We start from the raw sequence: 19,261 nt of genomic DNA on the forward strand, positions 1-19,261 counted from the left end.
GGCGGCGGGCACGCACCCCGATTTACTGATCGCAGCGCCCGAGGCGATGTGGCCCGAACTCGGCCTGAACCCGTCTGAAGAGACCGCGCCGCGCTCCGAGACCAAGACGGCGAGCCAGGAGATCCGCATCGAGCAGATCCGCCGCCTCAACGATTGGTCGGTGAGCACCAGCCACCGCGGCCGCGCCAAGGTGGCGGTGATCTATCCGGTCGATGCGCTCAATGCGGCCGCGGCCAACGCGCTGCTCAAGACCCTCGAAGAACCGCCGGAAGACGTGCAGTTTCTGCTCGGCGCCCACCGGCTCGACGCCTTGCTGCCCACGATTCGCAGCCGCTGTCGTCTGGCGGCACTGCCGCGCCCGGGGGCCGCCGAGGCGCAGCAACAACTCGGCGGGAAGACGGAGGCGGCGGGGGCGCAGCAGGCCGTGCTGGCCTGGAGCCAGGGTGCGGTCTATCAGGCCAACCCGGCGCTGGGGCTGGAATGGGCCGAAAGCCTGTTGGACGCCTTGTCGCGCCAAGCCGCCCGTCCGCAGTCGTCCACCCTGCCGCCGCCGCCCGATCAGGCGGCTGGCGTCGCGAGCCTGCTGAAAATCGGCAGCGATTTGCAGCGCGTGCAGGTTGGCGGACCCCCGCTTTATCTGCCGCAAAAATTGCCGGCTCTGACCGCACTCGCCCAGCGCATCGCACCGCTGAAACTGGCTGATGCCCTGGACGGCTGGCGCCAGAAACAACGGCTAGCCGGTTTTCCCTTGAACCAGGCACTCGCCAGCGACGCACTGCTCCTAGAATTTGCCCAGCTTTTCTCCCGAGGAGATTGATTCATGGCTACCGCCCCCCGCGCCGCAAGCGCTGCCGCCAACAAGCCCCGCGTCCTTCAGTTGGCCATCAAGGAAAAACCGGCGCTGTATGCCTCGTACATTTCCTTCTTCCCCGAGGGCGGCATTTTTGTGCCCACGCCGCACGAATATCGACTGGGGGAGGGCGTCTATCTACTGCTCACCATTGTGGACGATCCGCAGCGCTATCCGGTCGAAGGCAAAGTCGCCTGGATCAATCCGGCCAATGCCGCCAACCACCGCCCGCAGGGCATCGGCGTGCGTTTTCCCGCCGACGACAAGGCGCGGCACCTGAAGGTGAAAATCGAAGAAGCGCTAGGCGCCGCCGAGGCCAGCGGCAAGCCGACCAACACCATTTGATGCCGCCCGAAATTCCGCTTGAAATGACCGCCGCACTGACCGATTCCCACTGCCACCTAGCCTATCCGGGCCTGGAAGAACGCCTCGACGACGTGCTGGCGCATATGCACGACAAAGGCGTAACGCGGGCGCTCAACATCTGCACCACGCTCGAAGAATTCGACGCGGTGCACGCCATCGCGCTGCGTTACCCCGGGGTTTGGGCCTCGGTGGGGGTGCACCCCGACAACGAAGGCGTGCGCGAGCCCACGGTTGAAGACCTCACGCGCCTGGCCCAATTGCCGCGCGTGGTCGGCATCGGTGAAACCGGGCTCGACTATTTCCGTCTGGGCGAGCGCACCGTGGCTGAGATGGAATGGCAGCGCGAGCGCTTTCGGGTGCATATTCGTGCCGCCTTGCAGCTCGACAAACCGCTGATCATCCATACCCGCGCCAGCGCCGAAGACACCCTCGCCATTCTGGCCGAGGAAGGGCAGGGACGTGCGCGGGGCGTGATGCATTGCTTCACCGAAAACTGGGATGTCGCGCAGCGCGCCCTCGATCTGGGCTTCTACATATCCATCGCGGGCATCGTCACTTTCAAGAACGCCCAGGCGCTGCGCGATGTGGCGGTACAAATTCCTGCCGACCGCTTACTGATCGAAACCGACAGCCCCTATCTAGCCCCCATGCCGCACCGCGGCAAGACCAATGAACCGGCCTACGTGAGTTACGTCGCCGACTACCTGGCCGAATTGCGCGGCGTGGATCGGGAGGCGCTGGCAGAACAGACCAGCGATAATTTCACCCGGCTATTTCTACAATAAATCATAGTGTTAAGAATAATAATTAAGGTGTTTTATGAATAGAGCTCGGCGCCAATTTCTCCAATCTACCGCCGTGGCCGCGCTGCTCGCGGGCTCGGGTGGTTGGGCTTACGCCGGGGCTTACACCGACTTTTTCCGCGCCGTCAACATTGACGACGTGGGCGCCGTGCGCAGTCTGCTGGCGCAGGGTTTCGACCCGAACGCGGTGGACAGCAAAGGCAATTCGGCGCTGTATCTGGCGCTGCGCTACAACTCCCTCAAGGTCGCCAAGGTATTGATCGATGATCCGCATATTCATCTCAATTACCTGAACCCATCCGACGAAAATGCGCTGATGATCGCCTGCCTTCAGGGCGATCTTGGCATCGTCAAGCTCATGGTCGAAAAAGGCGCGGAAATCAACAAACCGGGTTGGACGCCGTTGTCCTATGCCGCCACCCGGGGGCGTACCGAAGTCGTCAAGTATCTGCTCGAACATTCCGCCTACATAGACGCCGCCGCGCCCAACGGCTCCACGCCGCTGATGATGGCGGCGTATTTTGGCTATGACAGCACGGTGAAGCTGCTGCTGGAAGAAGGCGCCGACCCGAAGCTCAAAAATGCCATGGGCTACACCGCGCTGACCTTGGCAACCCAAATGAACCACAAGGACATCGCCAACATGATCGCCAAGGCGCTGGGCAAGGATAGACCGCAGGGCTCCTGGTAAGAGCGCCATTCCAGCCTCGTGGCTGGGCATCTATTAGAGAACATATATGCATTATGTTAAATTTACAATACGACTGCACATCAAGAGATTGACGGCGGCCCCTCTCGAAGCCGCCGCCGGTAGAAACCTGTTTCAGTCCGCGTTGCGCACGCAGTCCACGAAATAGCGTTTGTTTCCGCTGGCGTCGGTTTCAGTCACCAGACCATGCACGTCGGTGGCAAATCCCGGGAAGCGCAGATTGAAGTCGCGGGCGAACTTCAGGTAGCGCATGATGGGCGCGTTGAAGCGCTCGCCCGGAATGAGCAGCGGAATGCCCGGCGGGTACGGCGTGACCAGCGCCGCGGTGATGCGGCCTTCGAGCTGATCGATCTCCACCCGCTCGATGTCGCGGTGCGCCATCTTGGCGTAGGCGTCGGTCGGCGTCATGGCCGGCTGCAAATCGGAGAGGTACATCTCGGTGGTCAGACGGGCTACGTCCTGCTCACGATAGGCTTCGTGGATCTGCTGACACAGATCGCGTAGACCGATGCGCTCGTAGCGCGGATTCTGCGCCACGAATTCGGGCAGGATGCGCCACAGCGGCTGGTTGCGGTCGTAGTCGTCCTTGAACTGTTGCAGCGCCGTGACCAGGGTGTTCCATCGGCCCTTGGTGATGCCGATGGTGAACATGATGAAAAAGCTGTAAAGCCCGGTCTTTTCGACAATCACTCCATGCTCGGCCAGAAAGCGGGTGACGATGGCGGCCGGGATGCCGGTGGCATCGAAATCGCCGTTGATGTTCAGACCCGGTGTGACGATAGTCGACTTGATCGGGTCGAGCATATTGAAGCCGTCGGCCACGGCGCCGAAGCCGTGCCAGTCGTCGGTGGCGTGCAGCAGCCAGTCGTCGCGCTCGCCGGTGCCCTCCTCCGCCAAGCCGTTCGGCCCCCACACCTTGAACCACCAGTCCTGTCCGTAATCGGCGTCGACCTTGCGCATGGCGCGGCGGAAGTTCATGGCCTCCAGAATGCTTTCTTCGACCAGCGCGGTGCCGCCCGGTGGCTCCATCATCGCCGCGGCCACATCGCACGAGGCGATGATGGCGTACTGCGGCGAGGTGGAGCTGTGCATCAGATACGCCTCGTTGAAGCGGTGGAAATCGAGCTGCTGGTTTTGCGCGTTCTGCACCAAAATCTGCGAGGCCTGGCTCAGGCCCGCCAACAGCTTGTGGGTGGATTGCGTGGCGAACACCATGGTCTCTTTGGTGCGCTCGCGGTCGGGCCCGATGGCATGCATGCCGCGATAAAAGTCGTGAAAACAGGCGTGTGGCAGCCAGGCTTCGTCGAAATGCAGGGTGTCGATGTGGCCATCGAGCATCTGCTTGATGGTGTCCACGTTGTAAAGCACGCCGTCGTAGGTGGACTGGGTGATGGTGAGCACCCGCGGCTTGATTTTGCCGACGAGATGCCGCGTGAGCGGATTCTCGGCAATCTTGCGGGCAATGTTGTCCGGGTGGAACTCGGCCAGCGGAATCGGCCCGATGATGCCGTAATGATTGCGCGTCGGCGTGAGGAACACCGGCAGCGCGCCAGTCATGATGATGGCGTGCAGGATGGATTTGTGGCAATTGCGGTCCACCACCACCACATCGCCCGGCGCTACCGTGCTGTGCCAAACCATCTTGTTCGAGGTGGAGGTGCCGTTGGTGACGAAAAACAGATGATCGGCGTGGAAAATGCGCGCCGCGTTGCGCTCGCTCGCCGCCACCGGGCCGGTGTGGTCGAGCAACTGGCCCAGTTCATCCACCGAGTTGCACACGTCCGCGCGCAGCAGGTTTTCGCCAAAGAACTGGTGGAACATCTGCCCCACCGGGCTCTTCAGGAAGGCCACCCCCCCGGAATGCCCAGGGCAATGCCAGGAGTAGGAACCATCGGCGGCGTAGCCGACCAGGGCACGAAAGAAAGGCGGCGCCAGCGAGTCCATGTACGAGCGTGCCTCGCGGATGATGTGCCGCGCCACGAACTCCGGCGTGTCCTCGAACATATGGATGAAGCCGTGCAACTCGCGCAGGATGTCGTTGGGAATATGCCCCGAGGTGCGCGTTTCGCCGTAGAGGTAGATGGGAATCTCGGCGTTGCGAAAGCGAATCTCCTCGATGAAGGCGCGCAGGTTGTGCAAAGCCTTCGGTTCCACGCCCTCCTCCGCGGTGGCGAATTCCTCATCGTCGATAGAGAGAATGAAAGCGCTCACCCGGCTTTGCTGCTGCGCGAAGCTGGAGAGATCGCCATAGCTGGTCACCCCCAGCACCTCCATGCCTTCCTTCTCGATGGCCTGCGCCAGCGCGCGAATGCCGAGGCCTGACGAGTTTTCCGAGCGGAAGTCTTCATCGATGATGACAATGGGAAAACGAAAGTGCATGACGGCTCCGACGCGGAAGGGATAAAGTGCGAGAGTGTAGGAAATCTGTGTGAAGCGCCCTGCTTCGCGCCATCAATATTGGGAGCACCCGAGATGGACAACCCGACCGCCTGGTGGATTCTGGCCGGTTTTTTTGTCGCGATGGAACTGGTCAGCGGCACCTTCTATTTGCTCATGCTGGCCGTGGGCGCCGTGGCCGGCGCACTGGCGGCGCATGCCGGGCTGCCCATGCCCTGGCATTGGGTGGCGTTCACCGTGGTGGGCGGCGGCGCGGTGATCGCGTTGTATCTGACCCGGCGTATTTTCGGTAAACGCACCGCCGCCGATGTGCGGCACGACAACCTCGATCTCGGTGCCACGGTCGATGTGTCCGCCTGGTCGGCAGATGGCGTCGCGCGGGTGCATTACCGGGGTTCAGACTGGTCTGCGCGGCTGCTGCGGCGTGGCCCGCTGCAAACCGGCCCGCACCGCATTGCCGGACAAGACGGCAATGTGCTGCTGATCGAACCGCTGCCCGCCGCACAAGCCGCGCCATCGCTCGACACGAATGCACAACATAATCTGGGCTGACGCGCGTAGCCCGCTTTGATCAACCCAAGGGAGTCTTTCATGGAAATCGCCATCATCCTGGCCGTCATCGCCGTGTTGTTCGTCAGCCGCGGCATCAAGATCGTCCCGCAGCAAAACGCCTGGATTTTGGAGCGTCTCGGCCGCTACCACGCCACCCTGCAACCGGGGCTAAACATCATCATTCCCTTCATCGACAGCGTGGCCTACAAACACTCGCTGAAAGAAATTCCGCTCGACGTGCCCAGCCAGATCTGTATCACCAAAGACAACACCCAGCTCACCGTGGACGGCGTGCTGTATTTCCAGGTGACCGACGCCATGCGTGCCAGCTATGGCTCGTCGAACTACATCGTCGCCATCACCCAGTTGGCGCAGACTACGCTGCGCTCGGTGGTCGGCAAGCTCGAACTCGACAAGACTTTCGAAGAACGCGAATTCATCAACCACAGCGTGGTGAATGCTCTCGACGAAGCCGCTGCCACCTGGGGCGTGAAGGTGTTGCGCTACGAGATCAAGGACCTCACACCACCGAACGAAATCCTGCACGCCATGCAGCGGCAGATCACCGCCGAGCGTGAAAAGCGCGCCGTGATCGCCACCTCGGAAGGTGCGCGTCAGCAGGCCATCAACGTCGCCGAAGGCGAGCGCCAGGCCTTCATCGCGCGATCTGAGGGGCAGAAGCAGGCGGCCATCAACAATGCGCAAGGCGAAGCCGCCGCCATCGAGGCCGTGGCCGACGCCACAGCGCACGCGCTGGAAGTCGTGGCCAATGCCATTCAAAAACCCGGCGGCGCCGAAGCCGTGCAGCTCAAGGTCGCCCAGCAGGGTCTGGACACCTATGCCAACCTCGCCAAATCGAGCACCACCCTCATCGTGCCTGGAGACATGAGCCAGGCCGCCGGCCTCATTGCCTCGGCCATGACCGTGCTGAAGAAAACACAGTGAGTGCGCCCATCTCTTCCAGCTCGGCGCGCCAGGCCGCATTGGCCGCACTGATCGAGCCCGACCCGGCGCGCAAGGTAGCGCTGGCGCTGGCCCTGCGCGACGATCTGCACCAAGGGCGGGTGAGCATCGATCCGCCCACCTGTGTGCAGAGGCCGCCAAACGCCGCCCTCCCCGGCCGCCCGGAAAAGCCTGAACTGATCCCCGCGCAACAGATGCCCCGCCGCAACCCGCGCGACCCCAAGGGTCACGCCGCCCTGCTGCACTCCATTGCGCACATCGAGTTCAACGCCATCAACCTCGCCCTGGATGCCGTGTGGCGTTTTCAGAATTTGCCCGAAGATTTTTACCGCGACTGGATTCGCGTGGCCGCCGAAGAAGCCGAGCACTTCACTCTGCTGCGCAATCACCTGCGCAGCATCGGCGCTGAATACGGCGACTTTCCCGCCCACAACGGCCTGTGGGACATGGCCGAAAAAACCGCTGGCGACCTGCTCGCCCGCATGGCGCTGGTGCCGCGCACCCTCGAAGCCAGGGGGCTGGACGTGAACCCCAGCATTCGCGCCAAGCTGGCCGCCGCTGGCGATGCGCGCGGCGCGGAAATTCTCGACCACATTCTGGCCGACGAAATCGGCCACGTCGCCATCGGCAACCGCTGGTATCACTGGGCCTGCACCCAGACGGGCCGCAACCCCCTCACCGCGCACGACGAACTGGCCGCCGCTTTCGACGCCCCGCGGATCAAACCTCCGTTCAATCGCGACGCACGGCTGCAGGCGGGGTTCAGCAGTGAAGAGCTAGCCCAGCTTGAGCGCGCGATCTAGCGCCTGCTCGCTTCGCCTGCTGACGGGCGCAAAAACGCTCCGTGCACGGCCCTGGCTAATTGGGTACGCGACGTCAAATCCCCCTCACAACGGATGAGGGCACTCACAGCGCCATATTCTTGAGCCTCGTTTGGGTTCGGAGAAGAGTTTTGGCAACCATCACCGCGCACTACCGCCGTTTTTTTGCGTCCAGCATTGCATGCCTTGGTACGGTCTTGATTTCAACCTCCGCGTTTGCGCAAACGCCCAATAAGTCTGAAGCCGATCCGGCCTTGCTCAATGTCCTGAATCAGCCTTTGCAATCTTGCAGCCAGGCTCCACAGACGGGATATTTGCGCAACGGCTACTGCGCCGTGACGGCACAGGACGCTGGAGTGCATGGCGTGTGCGCTTTGATGGACGCACAGTTCCTCGCATACACCAAATCGCAAGGCAATGATCTGTCCACACCCAACCCAAAACTGCGCTTCCCTGGGTTGAAACCCGGCGACCACTGGTGTGTCTGTGCTGGGCGCTGGCAGCAAGCACTTGACGCCGGTGTGGCGCCTAAGGTTGTTCTTGCTGCGACGAGCAAGGACGTGCTGGACTCCTTGTTTCTGGACGATCTGGCCAAGCATGCGGTAGACCCGCCCGCCCATTTGCCGCCCCCTCAGCTTCCTTAGGGTGTGGCACTCAGAAACTGGAGCCCGGCAGCTTCAAAAATTCAATTTCCTCGTCCGTCGATTCCCGACCGAGGATGGCGTTGCGGTGCGGGTAGCGGCCAAAGCGGTCGATGATGGCTTTGTGGCGCAGCTCGAAGTCGAGGTTGTTCGCCAGCCCGTTGGCGCGGAACAGGGTTTCGGCCACGACATGAATCGCGGCCGATTCGCTGTGCATATAGGGCATGTACGCAAAGATGCGCTGTTGCTGTGTCAGCGCCTGGTCGGCGCCGCAGGCCACCGCATCCTGCGCGAGGGTGAGCGCCTGCGCATCGGCGGCAAAGGCGCGCGGATCGCCCCGGAACAGATTGCGCGAAAACTGGTCGAGCACGACGATTTCCGCCAGCCGACCCTGCGGCGTAGCTCTCCACGCAAACAACTCACAGCGCACCGCCTGGCTGTGAAGTGCACTGAAACGCGTGCGCAGCAGTGCGTCGAAAGCCGGGTCGGCTTTGAACCACTGCGCGGGCTCGATTTCGCGGAACCAGAAATCGAGGACGGCATCGGGCGCGAAGATCATTTGGCCTTTCTTGCCGAGAGCCAAGCGTGCGGCCGACGCAGCCAGTCTTCGAGCACCCGGGCGTGGTTGATTTGCGGGTCGTGCGCAGCGAACAGCAGGGTGACGCGCCCTGCCCGCAGCGCTTCGCCCAGGGTTTGCAGGGCCGCAGCGTCATCCGCCAAGGCATCGAGTTCGGCCGTGTAGCGCTTTGAAAACTCGGCAAAACGCTCCGGCTCATGGCCGAACCAGACGCGCAGCGCCGGGCTGGGGGCGAGGTCTTTCAACCAATGGTCGATGTGGGCGCCGTCTTTGCGCAGACCGCGCGGCCAGAGGCGGTCGATGAGGATGCGCGTGCCGTCGTCAGAACTCGGCGGGTCGTAGGCCCGCCGGATCTGCAGATCGAGTCGTGGCGCGGTCATGACGAAACGGCGGGCGAAACGGCGGGCGGTGGGGCGTTTACCGCCCGGTGCGGTACATATAACGGTTGATCTGCGCCATCTCCGAGGAGGTGCGGCGGTAGAGGTGATCGAGGCTGATGATGGCCACTTCGAGCAGCAGCACGGCGAGCAGCGGGCGCTCAAGACGCAGACGGTTGTACATGGCGCGGCTGATGCGCAGCAGGCGGGTGTCTTCGCCTGCGCGCAGGCGGATTTCGCGCGGCTTGCGGTCGAAAAAGCTCATCTCGCCGAGCATTTCTCCGGGCATGATCTTGCCGATTTCCATTTCGCTTTCGGGCAACTGCGCCATCAGGCAGCCCTGCCCTTCGAGCACGAAAAACAGGCTCTCGCCGACCTGGCCGATATCGGCGATGACTTCGCCTTTTTTCGGCGCCATGAGATCGCAGTAGTCGAGAAAGTCATGAATTTCTCGGCGAGTGAGGATGGTGGTGTCCACGAGCTGACCCAGAAAATGGGCCAGGGCTTCGCGGTCTTCCGGGGTGAAAGTCAGGCGTTCCATGGTGATTGATTGCTGAGTAGGTTGGAGGGAAATCGCTTCAAAGCGTTGCACAGAGGCATGCTATCGGCAGCACTGGCGAATTCATAGCCCGAAATAGCTGCGAATACCCGACAGCAGCATATTCACGGCAATGGCGGTGAGGATGAGGCCCATGAGCTTTTCGGCGGCGTTCATCACCGAGTCGCCCAGCCACTTGAGCAGGGTTTCGCTCATCAACAGCAACCCGCCAGTCACGGCCACCGCCGAGCTGAGCGCGCCCACCCAGGTCCAGATCTCGCCGGGCTGGCGCGAGGCCAGCAGCAAGACTGTGGCGAGAGCGGACGGCCCGGCCAGCAGCGGTACGGCCAGGGGAAAGATCAAGGGTTCGCGTCCGCCCTCGCCGCCGAAAATTTCAGACGTGGTGGAGAAAATCATCTTGATCGCCACCAGCAGCAAAATGACCCCGCCGGCCACTTCGATGGAAGGCTGGCTGAGGTTCATCAGTTTCAGAAAACCGTGGCCGCCGAACATGAAAGCCAGCAGCACGGCGTAGGCGATGCCGATTTCGCGCAGCGCCACGGGCAGGCGACGCTGAATCGGCAGCTTGCGCATGACCGCGATGAAAAACGGCAGATTGCCAAAGGGGTCGAGGATCAGCAGCAGCAGGACGAAGGCGGACCAGAAGTTGTCTTGGGCCATAGCGGGGCTTGAGCGCGATCAGGCGCGGGGGTGGTGGCGGGCGTGCAGCGTCTTGAGCCGTTCGCGCGCGATGTGGGTGTAGATCTGCGTGGTGGAAATATCGGCATGACCGAGCAGCAATTGCACCACACGCAGGTCGGCGCCGTGGTTGAGCAGATGGGTGGCGAAAGCGTGGCGCAGGGTGTGGGGCGACAGCGGCACGTCGATGCCGGCCTTGCGCGCATAGGCCTTGATGCGCATCCAGAACATCTGCCGCGTCATGCCGGTGGTTTCGCGGGCACTTTGCCCACTGCGCGCGGTGACGAACAGAAAGGGGCTGTCGCGCCCCTGCAGCAACTCATGGCGCGCAGTGCGCAGGTAGTTCTGCAGCCAGTCTTGCGCGGCGCTGCCGAACGGCACCAGTCGCTCTTTGCCGCCTTTGCCCGCAATCTGCACCACGCCCTGATCGAGCGACACGCGCACCACCGGCAGCGCCACCAGCTCGCTCACCCGCAGGCCGCTGGCGTAGAGCAGTTCGAGCATGGCGCGGTCGCGCAGGCCCAGCGGCGTGTCTACCTCGGGTGCGGCGAGCAGCGCTTCCACCTGCGCTTCGCTCAGGGTCTTGGGGCGGCGCGGCGGCTGACGCGCGGTGTCGAGCTGCAGCGTGGGGTCGTCGGTGCGCAAGTGCTCACGCAACGCCCAGCGGTAAAAGCGGCGCAACACCACCAGCCGCCGGTTGGACGAAGTGGCCTTGCTCTGCACAAATCGGGCCGCGATATACGCCTGCACATCGCGCAGCGACGCTTCGATCAAGGGCGGGCGCCGCGAAAAAGTCAGCCAGCGCGCCATCAGGGTGAGGTCGCGGCGGTAAGCGGCGAGGGTGTTGGGCGAGAGGCCGTCTTCCAGCCAGAGGGCGTCGCAGAAACGGTCGATCGTGGTGGCGCAGGCTTCGGGCGCGGGCGGCCATTCGAGGTAAAGCGGGGCTTCAGGCATGGGGACGAGCCGATCGCAAGCTGGCTTCATGCTGCAGCAGCCAGCGTTTGATGCCCAGCAGATACCCGTCTTGCGCGGTGGAATGGTCAAATCCGCCCAGCCCGCCTTGCGCGACGATGCGGTGACATGGCACCACGGGGGCGAAGGGATTGGCGGCGCAAGCCTGCCCAACGGCCCGAGCGGCGCTGTGCAACTCCAGCGCGGCATCGCCATAAGTGCGCGTCTGCCCTGGCGGAATTTGCTGCAACAGCGCCCAGACCCGGCGCTGAAACTCCGTGCCCGCCGTTGCCAGCGGGAAATCGAAGCGATACGCCGGATCAGCGGCATAGGCGCTCAGTTGCGCGGCTACAGCGCGGCATAGCGGCGTGGAGGGCGGGGTGAGAGGAGTCTCTGGCGGAAGATATTCCAGGCGCAACACCATGTCGTCGGTGCAGAACAGGCCCATGCGACCGAAAGGCAACGCGATGACCGCATCTGGATGGGCCGGATTTTGTGTGAGCGGCATGGCTTGAACATCAGGCAAAAACTGCGGCTTTCTCCGAGAATGCAGGCATGACTTCCGCTGCTCTGGATTTTCCCGCCCCTGCTCCGCCCGCGAGCTGCTCTTGGCCGCCGCTGGCGCAGCAGTTTGCCGCCCTGGGCGACGCATTCAGCGCGCCGGTCGCGGTCAGCCCCCTGCCCGATCCCGTGTTGGTGGCCAGCAGCGCCGATGCCGCGGCGCTGGTCGGCCTAACTGCGCCCGCAACCCCGCAAGACGAGCACGACTGGGCGCGGGCTTTCGGCGGCCATGTCGCGGCGATCAGCGGCGGCAGCCGTGCCACGGTGTACGCCGGGCATCAGTTCGGCAACTGGGCGGGGCAGCTTGGCGACGGCCGCGCGCTGCTGCTGGGCGACTGGCCAGATGCCAGTGGCGGACGGCACAGCGGCGGCTATGCCCGTTGGGAAGTGCAATTCAAGGGCAGCGGCCGCACGCCGTTTTCGCGAATGGGCGACGGCTGGGCGGTGCTGCGTTCTTCCATCCGCGAATTTTTGTGCTCGGAAGCCATGGCGGCGCTGGGCATTCCCACCACGCGGGCGCTGTGCCTGGTGGGATCGAGCCGCCCGGTGCGGCGCGAGCGCATCGAAACCGCGGCGATGGTCACCCGGCTGAGTCCGAGTTTCGTGCGCTTCGGGCATTTCGAGCATTTCAGCTACAGCGGCCAGACCGAGCAGTTGCGTGCGCTGACCGACTGGGTGATCGCCCAGTACTGCCCCGACTGCGCCAACACCCCGCAGCCCGCGCTGTCGCTGTTGCAATGGGTGGTGGCGCGCACCGCGCGGCTCATCGCCCGGTGGCAGGCGGTGGGCTTCATTCACGGGGTAATGAATACCGACAATATGTCCATCCTGGGTTGGACCATCGATTACGGCCCTTTCGCCTTTCTCGACGCCTACGACCCGCTGCACACCCCCAACACCACCGACCGCGGCGGGCGCTACGCCTACGGCCGTCAACCCGCCGTGGCGCACTGGAATCTGCTGGCGCTGGGCCAGGCCCTGCTGCCGCTGATCGACAAGCCCGAGTCGGCGCTGACCGCGGTCGATCAATTTCGCCCGCTGTACGTGCAGGCCATGCAGCAACAACTCGCCGCCAAGCTCGGGCTGACCGAGCAACATCCGGGCGACGGCGATCTGTTTCAGGCTCTGCTTGACACCATGGCGGCCAACCGCAGCGACTGGACGCTGAGCTTTCGCCATCTCGCGCAACTTGCCGCCGACGCACACGCGCCCATCCCCCCCGCCCTCGCGGCGCAATTCGCGCGCGAGCCGCAACGGTTTGCCGACTGGGTGGCCCGCTACCGCGAGCGCCTGCGGGCAGAAGGCCGCGACGACGCAGCGCGCGCTGTGGCGATGAATGCCGTCAATCCGCACGTCGTGCTGCGCCACCATCTGGCGCAGGCCGCCATCGCCCAGGCCGAGGCCGGCGACTTCGCCGAAGTGCGCCGCCTGCTGCATGCGCTCACGCGGCCTTTCGACGCGCAGGCCACGCCGCCGCATTACGCTGAACCCCCGCCGGAACACGCGCCGCCCGCCTGCCTGTCCTGCTCCTCTTGAAAGGAAAGCATCATGTCCAAGCCCACCCCCGAAGACACGAATGACGCCCTCTGGCGCAGCAAACTGAGCGAGGAGCAATACCGCGTGACGCGTTGCAGCGCCACCGAGCCGCCCTTCACCGGCCTGTACTGGGACCACCACGGCGACGGCGTCTATGGCTGCGTGTGCTGCGGCACGCCGCTATTCGACTCGCGCACCAAGTTCGAATCGGGCAGCGGCTGGCCCAGCTTCTGGCAGCCCACATCGCAAGCCGTGATCCGTGAAGTACGCGACGTCAGTCACGGCATGGTGCGCACCGAAGTGCAGTGCGGGCAATGCGGCGCGCATCTCGGCCACGTCTTCCCCGACGGCCCCAACCCCACCGGCCTGCGCTACTGCATCAACTCGGCCGCGCTCGATTTTTCAGAGCGTCAGGCAGGAGAAGAAGGGGGAGAAGAAGGCGCAACCGAACGAAGCTGATCGCGCCACAACCAGGCCGCCCCGCGTACCCCGGAAGAATCGCCATGCTGCGCGGGCAGCAGCCGGGTGCGCACCGTATCGGAAAACACCCAGGCGCCCCAGCGGCGCGGCACTTCGTCGTACAGCTCGGCCACATTGCTCATGCCCCCGCCCAGCACGATGACGTCCGGGTCGAGCAGATTGATGACCTGCGCCAGCGCCCGGGCCAGCCGGTCGGCATAGCGGATGAAACTCGCCCGCGCGGCGCGATCGCCCTCGCGCATGGCCGCGATCAGCTCCTTGGCGCTGCGTTGCTGGCCCCTCATTTGCCCTATCCGCGCGAAATGATCGGCGACGAAGCCCGGCCCGCTCAGCCAGGTTTCGATGCAGCCCTGCAAACCACACCAACAGCGCGGCCCCGGTAGTTCGCGCCAGGCAGATGGCAGGCGCGGCCAGGGCAGCGGGTTGTGGCCCCACTCCCCCGCCACCGCATTGCAGCCCAGCCAATCCGCGCCGTCGATGGCGATGCCCGCGCCCACGCCAGTGCCCAGAATGACCGCAAACACCACGCGGACGCCCTGCCCCGCGCCGTCCACCGCCTCGCTGATCGCCAGACAGTTGGCGTCGTTGTGCAAGCGCACCGGTCGATCTAGCCGCCGTTGCAGGTCTTGCAGCAGCGGGCGCCCATTGAGCACGGTGGAATTGGCGTTGCGGATCAGCCCGGAAACCGGCGATACCGAACCCGGAATCGCCGCGCCCAGCGGCAGCCTGCAGCCGAGTTGCCCATCGGCCGCCGCCACCCGCGCGGCGATGGCCTCGATGGTCGCGGCATAGTCGCCCTGCGGCGTGTCGCACCGCTCGCGCAACAAAAACCGCCCATCGCCATCGAGCGCAGCCACCTCGATCTTGGTGCCACCCAAATCGAGGCCGAGATAGGCCGTCGGCTTAGACTGGCCCACGTTGCTGGGTGGGTTGGGTATCACGTTTACAGGGCTTCTGTGCGGGACAACAGATCGACATAAGCGCCTTCGATGAGCTGGGATAACGTAGAACTGGCGGTAGGCTTCGAATAAGGGAGGTAGAAAGTGCTAGAAAGTTACATCCCTTACCCTACTCTGTCCTGCGTATTTCACGAATGCGTTTGAGAAATTGAGCGAACTCAGTTAGGAATCTCTTGTCATCCGGATCAAGTCCGTCCGGGTCAAAGTGCATCACGTCGTTTCTGATCTTTCTTACGCGATCGAGCTGTTTGATGAATTCGACTCGATCGATCTTGACGCCCAGTTTGTTCCAATTGATCGCTGGCTCGAGAAGCCGAACGTACTCGCCGAACGTTAGATCGCTCGGACTTTTCACGGTACGACCAGGGTCGCTCTCCGCCCGTGCGGCCTGCAATTCCTTACTGTTGAATTTTCCATACAACAGGTGGCGAATGCCGTTCTCGATTTCGCCAACAAGGAGGAAGGGTTCAGACATTGTTCTGAACTGAAGGCTAAAGTCGCTAGCCGTTACCAAGCCTCCGATGGTCTTGTCGGTTCTCTGGACAAGTACGTAGTCGTGGTTGGCAATGACATCCACAGCCTCAAGGAGTGAAACCTCTTCCGAAAGGATCTGGGCGGGCTCCATGAAGTCCTTGCACTGCGTACATAGCTTATTGAGAGCAAGTCGCGAGCCAATTGTTTTCCAGCTCACAACACCTTTGACATCACGTTGCCCGCCCATAACTGGCAATTGAGAAAAGTCACTGGTAAGCATGAGCGTGATCACTTTGTCCAAGCTGTCGTTCGGCTTGACTGACACGATCTCCTTGTTGGCCGCCTCAAGCCGACCAAGTCGAAATGTCGGATCATGAAGCGCATCCGCGGCGCCATTTTTTGCCTTGCGAACGAATCTGATCGGCCCGTCGATCCAAGTCGACTCAAAGCTTGGCTCTGTCATCAAGTCGTGGGCATCGAGTGCTGCATTTATCTGCTTCACAACCCAGATGCCCCGGCGTTCCGCGCCGAACCAGGATAGAACCGTTCGAACGGTCTCCGTAGGCCCAGCCACGCCATTCTTTATCCGTTCCGATATTGCGGCAAGATGATCCGATGAACTCGACATAGATGTCTAACGACTGAAATGAGTGGCCTCGCGCAGTCTGGGTTCCAGCCCGATGGGCTGCGCAAGAATACAGGTTTAAATGATCCCTGAAACCCGGCATACCCGTTCTGCGCTTTTTGACCTGTCGGGCAAATATACAAGAGGGCCCGGAAGGTGGGCAGCGTGATCCGCAGAATCGACGCCCGACGGTCTCTAGGCTCACTGCATTACGCCGAGAGTTCCCCCAGCAACTTCAGCAGCTCCGCTTCGTCGAGCACGGTTACGCCAAGTTCCTGCGCCTTGGCGAGTTTGGTTCCGGCCTCGGCGCCGGCGACCACGTAATCGGTCTTTTTCGATACCGAGCCGGCCACTTTGCCGCCGGCCGCTTCGATGCGGGCCTTGGCCTCCTCCCGGCTGAGGGTGGGCAGGGTGCCTGTGAGCACGAGCGTCTTGCCTGCTAGCGGTTTGGGAGCGTCGCGGTCGGGCGCGGCCTCGCTCCAATGCACACCGCAGGCGCGCAGTTGTTCCACCACTTCGCGGTTGTGCGGCTGGTCGAAGAAGGTGCGGATGCTTTGCGCCACCACGGGGCCGACATCGGGCACTTCGAGCAGCTGTTCCAAGGGCGCGTCAAGAATGGCGTCGAGCCCGCCGAAGTGGCGCGCCAGATCTTTGGCCGTGGCCTCTCCGACGTGGCGGATGCCCAGGGCGTAGAGAAAACGCGCCAGGGTGGTGGTTTTGCTCGCCTGAAGCGCCTGCAGCAGATTGGCCGCGCTTTTCTCGGCCATGCGGTCGAGTGCGGCGAGCTTGAGCAGGCCGAGGCGGTAAAGATCGGGCAGCACGCGCACGATACCCGCATCCACCAGCTGATCGACCAGCTTTTCGCCCAGGCCCTCGATGTCCATCGCCCGACGGCTGGCGTAGTGCAGGATGGCCTGCTTGCGCTGCGCGGCGCAGAACAGGCCGCCGGTGCAGCGCCAGTCGGCCTCGCCGGCTTCGCGCACGATGGCCGAGCCGCAGACGGGGCACTGGCCGCCGAGGCGCTGGTAGAGATCGAACGGTTCGCCGACATCGGCCGGGCGGGCGCTCAGCACCACGCTGACGACTTCGGGAATCACGTCGCCCGCGCGGCGCACGATCACGGTGTCGCCCACGCGCACGTCTTTGCGGCGCACTTCGTCTTCGTTGTGCAGGGTGGCGTTGGTCACGGTCACGCCGCCGACGAACACCGGCTCGAGCTTGGCGACCGGGGTGAGCTTGCCGGTGCGCCCGACCTGAATGTCGATGCCGATGACCTTGGTACTGCGCTCCTGCGCGGGGTATTTGTGCGCTACGGCCCACACCGGCTCGCGGTTGCGAAAGCCCAGTTCGCGCTGCAGGGCGAGGCTATCGACCTTATAGACCACGCCGTCGATGTCGAAGGGCAGGCTGTCGCGCGCGGCGGCGATGCGGGCGTGGAAGTCGATGAGGGTTTGCGCGCCGGGGCCATGCACCCGCTGCGGTGCGACGGGCAGGCCAAACGCTTCGAACGCATCGAGCATGGCGTGGTGCGTTTCAGGCTGCTGCGCCCAGCCGACAATCTCGCCCCAGCCGTAGGCGTAGAAGGCCAGCGGGCGTTGTGCGGCGATGGCCGGGTCGAGCTGGCGAATGCTGCCCGCCGCGCCGTTGCGCGGGTTGACCAGGGTGGGCAGGCCTTTGTCGCGCTGGCGGGCGTTGTAGCGCTCGAAGTCGGCGCGCTTCATCAGGGCTTCGCCGCGCACTTCGAGCACCGCCGGTGGGTTGCCGCGCAATTGCAGCGGCACGCTGCGTATGGTGCGCACGTTCTGCGTGACGTCTTCGCCGGTTTCGCCATCGCCACGGGTGGCCGCCTGCACCAGCTGGCCGTGCTCGTAGCGCAGGCTGATGGCCAGGCCGTCGAACTTCAATTCGGCGCAGTAGTTCACGGGCGGATCGTCGGCGTTCAGGCCGAGGCGGTTGCGCACCCGCTGGTCGAAAGCCGCCGCGCCTTCGGGCGTGGTGTCGGTTTCGGTCTGGATGGACAGCATGGGCACGGCGTGCCGCACCGGGGCGAACTCGGGCAGGGGCGCGCCACCCACGCGCTGGGTCGGCGAGTCGGGGGTGCGCAGCTCGGGGTGGTCGGCCTCAATTTGCTGCAACTCCCGAAACAGCGCGTCGTAGTCGGCATCGGGCGTCAGCGGGGCGTCGAGCACGTAGTAGGCGTGATCGAGGCGGGCGATTTCGGCGCGCAATTGCGCCGCGCGCTCGGCGGGCTGCGCGAAAAGATCGGGCTGGGTCATCAGGAAAGCAAGCGAGTCGTCAAAGCCTGTGCGTCAAGAAAACAGCCGCTGCGCGGCGGCGGAGCCTGCGGGCAGGCCGCGTTGTTCCAGCACTTCGTACAGCAGATCGAGCTGTTTTTCGATGTGGTCGAGCGCGGCGTCGGGCAAGGGGGCGTTGTTGTCGTCCACCACGGCGGCGTCGAGTGCGGTCGCCAGTTCACGGGCGGCCTGGCGCATGCGGCCGAAGGGCTTTTGCGCGGCCGGGGCCTGCGGCACTTCCAGCAGCAAGGTGGCATGGCTGACGGCGGCAGCGCTGTCGGAAAGGTCGGCGCGGGCGTCGAATTGCAGATGCACCAGCGGCGTGGGCGCCTGCTCCACGTCTTGATAGAGCAGCACCATGCGCCCGGCCTCGGCGCCGGGAACGAAACCGGCGGCCTGGGCGCGCTGACGCAGGAAGTCGATGCCCCAGGGCACGCTGCGGGCGCGCAGGGTGATGGAGAGCTGCGCGTCGTTGTCGTTGGCGAAGGCGTCGAGCGACCGGGCCTGTTCGAGGGCCTCGGCCATATCGGGCAGATCGGGCGCCACACTCAGCGCCTCGCCAAGTTCGTGGCACTTGGCGATGAACTCGGAAAACTCGATGGCATTGATCGGTCCGGCCCGGTTGCTCAGTTGCACCGCGGCCTGAAGTTCGGCGTAGGGGTGCTGCGGCTGCAGCGGCTCCCATTGCCCGGTTTCGGCGTTGCGGCCCTCGAACAACATGCGCTTGGCCCCGGCGCGCGCGGTTTTGGGCAGGCGCGGCAGCAGCACCTCGCCCGAACGCACGGGTTCGAGCAGGTAGCTGGCGATGGCGTCGATCAGCGGGTCGATCTGCAAGGGCATCAGCCGCGGCCTGGGGGCGACTTCGGGGCTGAGCGCGACGGGTTCGAGCGTGTGGCCGTGGGTGTCGGAGGTCAGGGTGTCGAGCCCGGCTGGCTCGATCGCGGTCTGCACATCGTCTTCGACGGCGGCGCGCTGGCGCTTGAATTTGCCGGATTGCCAGGTGTTGTAGGCAATGACGGCGGCGATGATGATGGCGCCGATGACGATCAAGGCGATTTGCAACTGTCCCATCCAGGAATCCTCGGGGG

21 protein-coding genes are annotated in these 19,261 nt (G+C 64.0%); 10 read left to right on the forward strand and 11 right to left on the reverse strand.

The window, feature by feature from the left end; all coding sequences use genetic code 11:
- From B7X30_RS10715 to B7X30_RS10730, 4 genes are all read left to right on the forward strand, one after another.
- Positions 1-817, forward strand: an 817-nt coding sequence (locus tag B7X30_RS10715; protein ID WP_286730551.1) for a DNA polymerase III delta subunit-related protein, incomplete at its 5' end; no start/stop codon positions are given.
- A 3-nt stretch (positions 818-820) separates the two neighbouring features.
- Positions 821-1,195, forward strand: coding sequence for a PilZ domain-containing protein (locus tag B7X30_RS10720; RefSeq protein WP_276708413.1), 375 nt, complete (start codon positions 821-823; stop codon positions 1,193-1,195).
- Between the two features lie 23 nt (positions 1,196-1,218).
- Entirely contained in the window at positions 1,219-2,001 is a 783-nt protein-coding gene (locus tag B7X30_RS10725) for a TatD family hydrolase (protein ID WP_172979068.1), read from the forward strand.
- A gap of 73 nt (positions 2,002-2,074) precedes the next feature.
- Positions 2,075-2,710: an ankyrin repeat domain-containing protein gene (locus B7X30_RS10730; RefSeq protein WP_231836477.1), complete on the forward strand. Its 636-nt coding sequence runs from the start codon at positions 2,075-2,077 to the stop codon at positions 2,708-2,710.
- A 132-nt stretch (positions 2,711-2,842) separates the two neighbouring features.
- Here B7X30_RS10730 and B7X30_RS10735 read toward each other — a convergent pair whose 3' ends face one another.
- Positions 2,843-5,107, reverse strand: coding sequence for an arginine/lysine/ornithine decarboxylase (locus B7X30_RS10735; RefSeq protein ID WP_276710093.1), 2,265 nt, complete (start codon positions 5,105-5,107; stop codon positions 2,843-2,845).
- Between the two features lie 93 nt (positions 5,108-5,200).
- Between B7X30_RS10735 and B7X30_RS10740 the strand changes: the two genes are divergently transcribed.
- The 4 genes from B7X30_RS10740 to B7X30_RS10755 all read left to right on the forward strand — a co-directional run bounded on the left by B7X30_RS10740 (position 5,201) and on the right by B7X30_RS10755 (position 8,105).
- Entirely contained in the window at positions 5,201-5,677 is a 477-nt protein-coding gene (locus B7X30_RS10740; protein ID WP_286730555.1) for an NfeD family protein, read from the forward strand.
- Between the two features lie 39 nt (positions 5,678-5,716).
- Entirely contained in the window at positions 5,717-6,622 is a 906-nt protein-coding gene (locus B7X30_RS10745; RefSeq protein ID WP_286730556.1) for an SPFH domain-containing protein, read from the forward strand.
- Positions 6,619-7,443 (forward strand): ferritin-like domain-containing protein, encoded by an 825-nt coding sequence (locus tag B7X30_RS10750; protein WP_013123130.1) that lies wholly within the window; start codon positions 6,619-6,621, stop codon positions 7,441-7,443. The genes B7X30_RS10745 and B7X30_RS10750 overlap by 4 nt, the downstream gene beginning before the upstream one ends.
- Before the next feature lie 149 nt (positions 7,444-7,592).
- Positions 7,593-8,105, forward strand: coding sequence for a DUF2237 family protein (locus tag B7X30_RS10755; RefSeq protein WP_013123131.1), 513 nt, complete (start codon positions 7,593-7,595; stop codon positions 8,103-8,105).
- Between the two features lie 10 nt (positions 8,106-8,115).
- Here B7X30_RS10755 and B7X30_RS10760 read toward each other — a convergent pair whose 3' ends face one another.
- The 6 genes from B7X30_RS10760 to B7X30_RS10785 all read right to left on the reverse strand — a co-directional run bounded on the left by B7X30_RS10760 (position 8,116) and on the right by B7X30_RS10785 (position 11,752).
- Positions 8,116-8,661: a DUF924 family protein gene (locus B7X30_RS10760; RefSeq protein ID WP_013123132.1), complete on the reverse strand. Its 546-nt coding sequence runs from the start codon at positions 8,659-8,661 to the stop codon at positions 8,116-8,118.
- Positions 8,658-9,059 (reverse strand): DUF488 domain-containing protein, encoded by a 402-nt coding sequence (locus B7X30_RS10765; RefSeq protein ID WP_013123133.1) that lies wholly within the window; start codon positions 9,057-9,059, stop codon positions 8,658-8,660. Before B7X30_RS10765 ends, B7X30_RS10760 begins: the two co-directional genes overlap by 4 nt.
- 37 nt (positions 9,060-9,096) lie before the next feature.
- Complete coding sequence (locus tag B7X30_RS10770) at positions 9,097-9,597, reverse strand: Crp/Fnr family transcriptional regulator (protein WP_013105874.1); 501 nt, start codon at positions 9,595-9,597, stop codon at positions 9,097-9,099.
- Positions 9,598-9,678: 81 nt separating this feature from the next.
- A complete protein-coding gene (locus B7X30_RS10775) occupies positions 9,679-10,275 on the reverse strand; it encodes a MarC family protein (protein WP_156052568.1) in 597 nt (198 codons plus the stop codon).
- Positions 10,276-10,293: 18 nt separating this feature from the next.
- The gene (xerD, locus tag B7X30_RS10780) at positions 10,294-11,247 is read right to left on the reverse strand and encodes a site-specific tyrosine recombinase XerD (protein ID WP_286730558.1); all 954 of its coding nucleotides are present in this window, start codon (positions 11,245-11,247) and stop codon (positions 10,294-10,296) included.
- The gene (locus B7X30_RS10785) at positions 11,240-11,752 is read right to left on the reverse strand and encodes a methylated-DNA--[protein]-cysteine S-methyltransferase (RefSeq protein ID WP_286730559.1); all 513 of its coding nucleotides are present in this window, start codon (positions 11,750-11,752) and stop codon (positions 11,240-11,242) included. The genes xerD and B7X30_RS10785 overlap by 8 nt, the downstream gene beginning before the upstream one ends.
- Before the next feature lie 47 nt (positions 11,753-11,799).
- Here B7X30_RS10785 and B7X30_RS10790 point away from each other — a divergent pair, with 47 nt between their 5' ends.
- Positions 11,800-13,341: a protein adenylyltransferase SelO gene (locus tag B7X30_RS10790; protein WP_286730560.1), complete on the forward strand. Its 1,542-nt coding sequence runs from the start codon at positions 11,800-11,802 to the stop codon at positions 13,339-13,341.
- A 12-nt stretch (positions 13,342-13,353) separates the two neighbouring features.
- Complete coding sequence (gene msrB / locus B7X30_RS10795) at positions 13,354-13,800, forward strand: peptide-methionine (R)-S-oxide reductase MsrB (protein ID WP_286730562.1); 447 nt, start codon at positions 13,354-13,356, stop codon at positions 13,798-13,800.
- On the opposite strand, the gene B7X30_RS10800 is transcribed toward msrB, so the two are convergent.
- From B7X30_RS10800 to B7X30_RS10815, 4 genes are all read right to left on the reverse strand, one after another.
- Entirely contained in the window at positions 13,752-14,738 is a 987-nt protein-coding gene (locus B7X30_RS10800; protein WP_286730564.1) for an ROK family protein, read from the reverse strand. The genes msrB and B7X30_RS10800 overlap by 49 nt on opposite strands.
- Positions 14,739-14,889: 151 nt before the next feature.
- On the reverse strand, positions 14,890-15,828 hold the full coding sequence (locus B7X30_RS10805; protein WP_286730566.1) for a CBS domain-containing anti-phage protein: 939 nt from the start codon (positions 15,826-15,828) through the stop codon (positions 14,890-14,892).
- Positions 15,829-16,088: 260 nt separating this feature from the next.
- Entirely contained in the window at positions 16,089-18,155 is a 2,067-nt protein-coding gene (gene ligA / locus B7X30_RS10810) for an NAD-dependent DNA ligase LigA (RefSeq protein ID WP_286730568.1), read from the reverse strand.
- 33 nt (positions 18,156-18,188) lie between these two features.
- On the reverse strand, positions 18,189-19,244 hold the full coding sequence (locus B7X30_RS10815) for a cell division protein ZipA C-terminal FtsZ-binding domain-containing protein (protein WP_013105883.1): 1,056 nt from the start codon (positions 19,242-19,244) through the stop codon (positions 18,189-18,191).
- Between the last annotated feature and the right edge of the window lie 17 nt (positions 19,245-19,261).

The organism is Thiomonas sp. 13-64-67 (assembly GCF_002282795.1).
GTDB lineage: Bacteria > Pseudomonadota > Gammaproteobacteria > Burkholderiales > Burkholderiaceae_C > Thiomonas > Thiomonas arsenitoxydans.

What these genes read in the sequence shown, in the direction of transcription:
- B7X30_RS10775 (WP_156052568.1), bottom strand. Translation starts at nt 10,275, where the DNA reads ATGGCCCAAGACAACTTCTGGTCCGCCTTCGTCCTGCTGCTGCTGATC.
- B7X30_RS10745 (WP_286730556.1), top strand. Translation starts at nt 5,717, where the DNA reads ATGGAAATCGCCATCATCCTGGCCGTCATCGCCGTGTTGTTCGTCAGC.
- msrB (WP_286730562.1), top strand. Translation starts at nt 13,354, where the DNA reads ATGTCCAAGCCCACCCCCGAAGACACGAATGACGCCCTCTGGCGCAGC.
- B7X30_RS10740 (WP_286730555.1), top strand. Translation starts at nt 5,201, where the DNA reads ATGGACAACCCGACCGCCTGGTGGATTCTGGCCGGTTTTTTTGTCGCG.
- xerD (WP_286730558.1), bottom strand. Translation starts at nt 11,247, where the DNA reads ATGCCTGAAGCCCCGCTTTACCTCGAATGGCCGCCCGCGCCCGAAGCC.
- B7X30_RS10815 (WP_013105883.1), bottom strand. Translation starts at nt 19,244, where the DNA reads ATGGGACAGTTGCAAATCGCCTTGATCGTCATCGGCGCCATCATCATC.
- B7X30_RS10735 (WP_276710093.1), bottom strand. Translation starts at nt 5,107, where the DNA reads ATGCACTTTCGTTTTCCCATTGTCATCATCGATGAAGACTTCCGCTCG.
- B7X30_RS10790 (WP_286730560.1), top strand. Translation starts at nt 11,800, where the DNA reads ATGACTTCCGCTGCTCTGGATTTTCCCGCCCCTGCTCCGCCCGCGAGC.
- ligA (WP_286730568.1), bottom strand. Translation starts at nt 18,155, where the DNA reads ATGACCCAGCCCGATCTTTTCGCGCAGCCCGCCGAGCGCGCGGCGCAA.
- B7X30_RS10765 (WP_013123133.1), bottom strand. Translation starts at nt 9,059, where the DNA reads ATGACCGCGCCACGACTCGATCTGCAGATCCGGCGGGCCTACGACCCG.
- B7X30_RS10760 (WP_013123132.1), bottom strand. Translation starts at nt 8,661, where the DNA reads ATGATCTTCGCGCCCGATGCCGTCCTCGATTTCTGGTTCCGCGAAATC.
- B7X30_RS10725 (WP_172979068.1), top strand. Translation starts at nt 1,219, where the DNA reads ATGACCGCCGCACTGACCGATTCCCACTGCCACCTAGCCTATCCGGGC.
- B7X30_RS10720 (WP_276708413.1), top strand. Translation starts at nt 821, where the DNA reads ATGGCTACCGCCCCCCGCGCCGCAAGCGCTGCCGCCAACAAGCCCCGC.
- B7X30_RS10785 (WP_286730559.1), bottom strand. Translation starts at nt 11,752, where the DNA reads ATGCCGCTCACACAAAATCCGGCCCATCCAGATGCGGTCATCGCGTTG.
- B7X30_RS10770 (WP_013105874.1), bottom strand. Translation starts at nt 9,597, where the DNA reads ATGGAACGCCTGACTTTCACCCCGGAAGACCGCGAAGCCCTGGCCCAT.